The sequence below is a fragment of the Nocardia sp. NPDC004582 genome (genome assembly GCF_053602115.1).
This window is the reverse complement of sequence record NZ_JBSGCY010000241.1, coordinates 1-5,179: the sequence shown is the minus strand read 5'-3', so window position 1 is coordinate 5,179 and position 5,179 is coordinate 1. Positions and strand designations below refer to the sequence as shown.

Sequence of the window (5,179 nt, the reverse complement as noted above, 5' to 3'; positions counted from 1 at the left end):
GGCGTGGACGGCGCGGTGGACGCGGCCGTCCTGGGCGCGGAGGCGCTCGACGCGGTCCGCTCCGGTGGCGCGTTCGTCGCGGTGGTGGGTGGTGCGGAGCCGGCGGCGCTGCGTGGAATCCGGGTGTCCAACACCTGGATTCGCGCCGACGGCACCCGCTTGGCCGAAGTGGCCGGACTGGTCGACGCGGGTCGTCTGACCCCGCGCGTCGCCGAAACCTTCCCGATCGACCGCGTTGCCGACGCCCACCGCCTCCTCGCCGCAGGCTCGCTGCGTGGCCGCCCGGTCCTGATCCCGTAACGCCCGACGGGAGGGCCGTCTCCGGCTTCGTGGCCGCGCGGAATGCCCTCGGCCGTGGCGATTTCGCGTGATGAACCTCAGGAACCAGGTGCGGCCGATCTGCCCCCCGTGACCCGTGCCCAGGATCCGTTGGGAGGCTGTGTTCAGCCGAAGGACCACACGGCGGCCGGGCGGCCGGTGGCTTTGACCCGGACGCGTTCGCCCGTGCGGGACAGGCCGGGCAACGCGGCCAGGGTGCGGTTGAGGTTGCCCGGGTCGGGTTTGGCGCCGTGCAGGGCGGTGGTGAGGCCGACCGCGCGGGTGGCGGTGAATTCGTCGCCGGTGAGGGCGCGGGTGAAAGTCAGGTCCTTCCACAGCATGTCGGCCAGCCGGGCGCGGGCGGCGGCGACGATCTGGTTGTGGTCGAACGCCAGGGGCGGGACCGCGTCGAAGGGCACCCAGGTCGCGGTGTCGGAGTCGTGCGCGCCGACTACCGCCCACATCGCGATGGACAGGGTCGGCCCGCGCGGGTCGCGATGGGGTTCGTCGAAGGTGGCGACCTGCCCGACGGCGAGGATGGCGTCCTCGGGCACCCCGAGTTTGGTGTGCACCGCGCGGTGGGCGGCCTCGGCGAGACGTTCGCCGAGGCCGAGCAGCACGCCCGGCAGCGCGAGTTCGCCGGCGAACGGTTCCCACCGCCGCGCGGCGATGCCGAGCGTGGCGGTGGGGTCGTCGGGCCCGAAGCGCAGGGCGATCACGTCGATGGATACCGCGGATTGTTGCTCCACAAATGGACAATCATGCCTGAGCGGTGATCCGGAGCGTGCGATCGGCTCGATCCGGGCCGTGGGCGGTGAGTACCACCGGCGCGCCGAGTTCGGTCTCCAGATAGCCGGGGACGTCGCCGGGCAGGTCGGCCAGGGCGGGAGTGGCGGCACACAGCAGGTCGGTGAGCCGCCGCTGGTGCTCCAGGTCCTGCCATGCCCCGCAGTCGAGCCGGTCGACGCACCCGTCCGCGGTGAGATACCCGGTGGCGGTGCGGATGTCGCCGACCGCATCGAGGTGGTTGACGGCCAGCCCGTCGATCCCGCCGCAGGCGTCGATCGCGTAGCGCAGCAGCAGCGGATCGAGGTGCCCGCGCCGGAACGCGCCCTGGTACACGCCGGTTCCATTGTGCGGCTCGGGAATCGACAGCGCCGGGTCCTCGGTCGGGAACGGTCCGGCTCCGTGTCGGGTCAGGTATGCCCGGGTCACCCCCAGCACGTAGCCGGGAGCGCCGATGCGTGCCAGCATGTCTCGCGCGTTGCGGGGTTCCACCGTCGACCAGGTCGTGTAGGGGTGGGTTCCGCGCCACTCGTCGAGCAGCACACCCTGCGCGCCCTCGAAGACCAGCCGCCCGTCGCGCGCGAATCCCGCGAGCTGCTCACCGGGCAGGATGGCGACCGCGTCGGCGAAGGCGGTGTACGCCGCGACCAGATCGTCGATCGGGTCGTAGCGGTGCCGTCCCGCGGCGAGCAGCGGCGCGTAGTGCTGCTCCAGTGCGATCAGCTTGCGCCGCAGCACATCCGGCCGCAGACAGTCGGCGACCCGGGGCGCGTCGTGGTCGAGGGCATAGCTCGCGGTCTCGCCGATGCCGATGCCGCACGAACCGTGCCGGGCGGTACCCCTCGTATCCTCCCGGCAGCGGTTGGCGGCTCCGTGGATCGGCGTGGTGAGCAGGGCGCGTTCGTCGACGTAGAGCAGGGCGAGCGGATCGGCGACCCCCAGCGCGGCGAGCTCGCGGGCCTCGGCCGCCAGGACCAGGGGCTCGACGAGCATGTGCCGCGACAGCAGGGTCGGCACCCCGGACAGGGTGCCGGACCCGAACTGGCGGAAGGTGTGGTGGCGGCCGTCGGCGACCACATTGTGGGCGGCCTGCGCCCCGCCATTGAACCGGACCACCGCGGCCACGTCGAGCCCGGCCCGCGCCGAGCACAGCCAGTCGACGGTGGCCCCTTTCCCGGCGTCACCGAAGCCGAGGTCCACCACGATCAGGTGACGGTCGCCGAACATGAGCTGTCCCTTCGTTTCTCGTGATCCGATGCCGTGTCAGAGCTCGGCGTCGTCGGTGCCGGTGGCGGCGGGCAGCGCGCCCACGCTGCGGCCCCGGCGGACCGTGCCCAGCGGCGCGAGGGCCTTGCCGACCGCGTCGGCCGCACCGGTCGACCCGATATCGCGCAGGTCGGCCAGCCCGGCCCCCAGATCGACGCGGTCCTCGCCGATCCCGATGGTGAGCGCGATGAGCTCGCACACCGCGGCCGGATCGTCGAGCCGCAGGAACCGCTCGCCCAGCAGCCGCTGCCAGTGCTCGGCGATCTCCGGATCCCGGTAGTAGCTGGACTGATTGGGCAGGATGTAGTGCACGTGCCACCGGTCGCCGAGCTCCCGGTAGACGGAGTCGACGGCGATGTCGCTGCGCACGTCGTCGCCGATGACGGCCTGGATGTGCCGCGCGGGCAGCCGCTTCTTGTTCAGCTCGTCGCCGACGATGAACAGGTAGCCCTTGCGGCCGCGCTTCTCCCACGCGTCGGTGACGGTGTGGCGGGCGATGAAATACGCCGCCAGCTCGTAGCTTTCGGACTTCTGCCCGCCTCCGCCGCCTTCCAGGAGGATCAGCCGCAGCTGTTCGTCCATGCGGTTGTCGGATTCGAACTGCCCGACCTGCAGCGGCACCCGGTCGCTGTCGGCGTCGCCGATGGCCCCGAACAGGATCTGCGGATCGTCGGCATAACCCTTGCGCTGCAACAGCCCGTGCAGTGTGGCCAGCTTCTCCTGCATGACCCGCGGCACCCGGCCCATGGACCCGGTGACGTCGAACAGCACCGCGATGGGCAGCGAGTTCCCGTGGTCGTCGGAGTCGCGCGACTCCCGCATGCCCACCCCGAACGGATCCAGCGTGGGGTGTGCCTTCCACTGCTCCCACGGCGTGGACCGCATGTCGGCGGTGTAGCCGAAGTCGTCGAGGCCCTTGGCGGCGCGGAAGGTCCGCGCCGCGTCGTAGGCGCTGTCGTCCCAGCTTCCGTAACCCATTGCTATCACTTACCTTTCGTGAGCTCGAACGGCCGGAAGCGGCGCTTCCCGTAGAGCCGGTCGAGCAGATCGTCGAATTCGCCGAGCAGATCCGCGGCCTCGGGGCGCAGTCCGGGATCGGCCTGCAGGCATCCGGTGGCGTAGGCGCGCATCGGGGCGGGCGCGCGGTCGCCGAGCATGGTGAGCATGAGGCGGTGCGCGAGGTGGACGTCGGTGGTGGGGGAGACCGCGTCGCGGATCTCGGGCGGATAGTCCAGCGACTTCAGCGTGGCCGCGGCGGGATTGCCGGGCCGGGTCGCGAAGGACCAGCCCACCAGCACGATGCCGTGCAGTCGCGGATGCACCAGCACATTGGCGGGACTGATGGCGGTGTGCACCCAGCCCGCCAGGTGCGCACCGGCCAGGCAGCGCAGCAGCCGGCGGTGCATCCACGCGTAGTCGCGCGGGTCGAGCCCGTCCGGATGGGCGGCGCGGACGTCCTCCAGCGTCACGAACCCGTCGGTCAGGCCCGCCAGCACATTGACCGTGCGATGCTCGCCGGTACTCGAGTCGAGGTGGTCGACGGTGTCGACGAGTTCGGGGAAGTACGGCCGCAGCCACTCGTGTTCGGCGGCCACGGTCGCGATGTCGCGCAAGGCGTTTCGCTCACCGGCCAGCAGCCGGTTGGTGGCCGCCCGCCGCGGGATCTTCACCACCCGATCCGAACCGGAGCGGTAGACGTCGGCGATGGATCCGGCCGCGTGCAGCGCGCCGACGGGATGCCGTCCGCGCGCCCCGGTCACCTCGAAGGCGGCCGCGTCCAGGTCCAGCCATCGCTGGTACAGCTCCGCGAGCCGGGCGAAGGCGGCGCTCGCGGTCGCTGCGTCGACGGCTTCGACCCGGTCGGGGTGGACCAGTGCGGCCAGCCGGTGATACCGGCGTCGCGCCGCCTGCCTGCTCGTGGAATCCGTTGCGGCGGAACCGAAGAGGTCCTCGGGCCGCCGAGCCGCCCGGATGGTCTCCGCGGTCTCTCGCGCTGTCGTCATGGTTTTAGGCTAGATGACTAAAACAGAGAACGCCAGCGATTTCGGCAACTTTTTGTAGATCAGACAAAAACACAGGTCGTCGAGCGGCTTCCCTGCGACCCCCTGAGGTAGTACACCGATGTACATGTCCACGATCGACCGCCCGCATTCCGGGGGCGACGACGCGACACCGTCGCGCCGCAAGGCGTTCTTCCTGTTGAGCGGCAATGTGTTCGCACTCGGCGCCGTCAGCCTGGTCACCGACATCTCCTCGGAGATGATGACCGCCGTGCTGCCGGTGTACCTGGTCATCGGACTGCATCTGAGCCCCGCCGCCTACGGCGTGGTCGACGGCACCTACACCGGCGCGACCGCGTTGCTGCGGCTGATCGGCGGCTACGTCGCCGACCTGACCAACCGCCGCAAACTCATCGCCGGACTGGGCTACGGCCTGTCGGCGGTCGCGAAACTCGGCATGCCGGCCGCAGGCAGCGCCGTCGGCGCGATCGGCGCGGTCATCGCCCTCGACCGCACCGGCAAGGGTCTGCGCACCGCGCCCCGCGACGCCCTGATCACCCTGTCCACCCCGCCGCGGCTCTACGGCCGCGCCTTCGGCGTGCACCGGAGCATGGACACCATCGGCGCGTTCGCCGGACCCCTGGTCGCGATCGGCATCCTGGCCGCCACCGCGCAGGCCTACGACGCGGTCTTCGTGGCCAGCTTCTGCATCGCCGCGTTCGGCGTCCTGATCCTGGCGCTGTTCGTGCGCGACCACCGCGACGAGCGGCCGGCCAAGGGCGCGGTGTCGCCGCGCGCGCTGGGCGGGC

General features: G+C 71.3%; 6 protein-coding genes. 2 read left to right on the top strand and 4 right to left on the bottom strand.

Annotated elements, in window-relative coordinates:
• Positions 1-300, top strand: a 300-nt coding sequence (locus tag ACWELJ_RS33165; RefSeq protein ID WP_452370022.1) for a zinc-binding dehydrogenase, incomplete at its 5' end; no start/stop codon positions are given.
• Between the two features lie 143 nt (positions 301-443).
• Here the strand turns inward: ACWELJ_RS33165 and ACWELJ_RS33160 are convergent.
• Genes ACWELJ_RS33160 through ACWELJ_RS33145 form a run of 4 tightly spaced genes read right to left on the bottom strand, consistent with a single transcriptional unit; the run spans position 444 to position 4,373 of the window.
• On the bottom strand, positions 444-1,067 hold the full coding sequence (locus tag ACWELJ_RS33160; protein ID WP_452370021.1) for an NUDIX hydrolase: 624 nt from the start codon (positions 1,065-1,067) through the stop codon (positions 444-446).
• A 10-nt stretch (positions 1,068-1,077) separates the two neighbouring features.
• Positions 1,078-2,331, bottom strand: a complete 1,254-nt coding sequence (locus ACWELJ_RS33155; protein ID WP_452370020.1) for an adenylosuccinate synthetase — start codon at positions 2,329-2,331, stop codon at positions 1,078-1,080.
• A gap of 36 nt (positions 2,332-2,367) precedes the next feature.
• Positions 2,368-3,348 (bottom strand): hypothetical protein, encoded by a 981-nt coding sequence (locus ACWELJ_RS33150; RefSeq protein ID WP_452370019.1) that lies wholly within the window; start codon positions 3,346-3,348, stop codon positions 2,368-2,370.
• A gap of 5 nt (positions 3,349-3,353) precedes the next feature.
• Complete coding sequence (locus ACWELJ_RS33145; RefSeq protein WP_452370018.1) at positions 3,354-4,373, bottom strand: hypothetical protein; 1,020 nt, start codon at positions 4,371-4,373, stop codon at positions 3,354-3,356.
• Between the two features lie 124 nt (positions 4,374-4,497).
• Here ACWELJ_RS33145 and ACWELJ_RS33140 point away from each other — a divergent pair.
• Positions 4,498-5,179, top strand: a 682-nt coding sequence (locus tag ACWELJ_RS33140; RefSeq protein ID WP_452370017.1) for an MFS transporter, incomplete at its 3' end; no start/stop codon positions are given.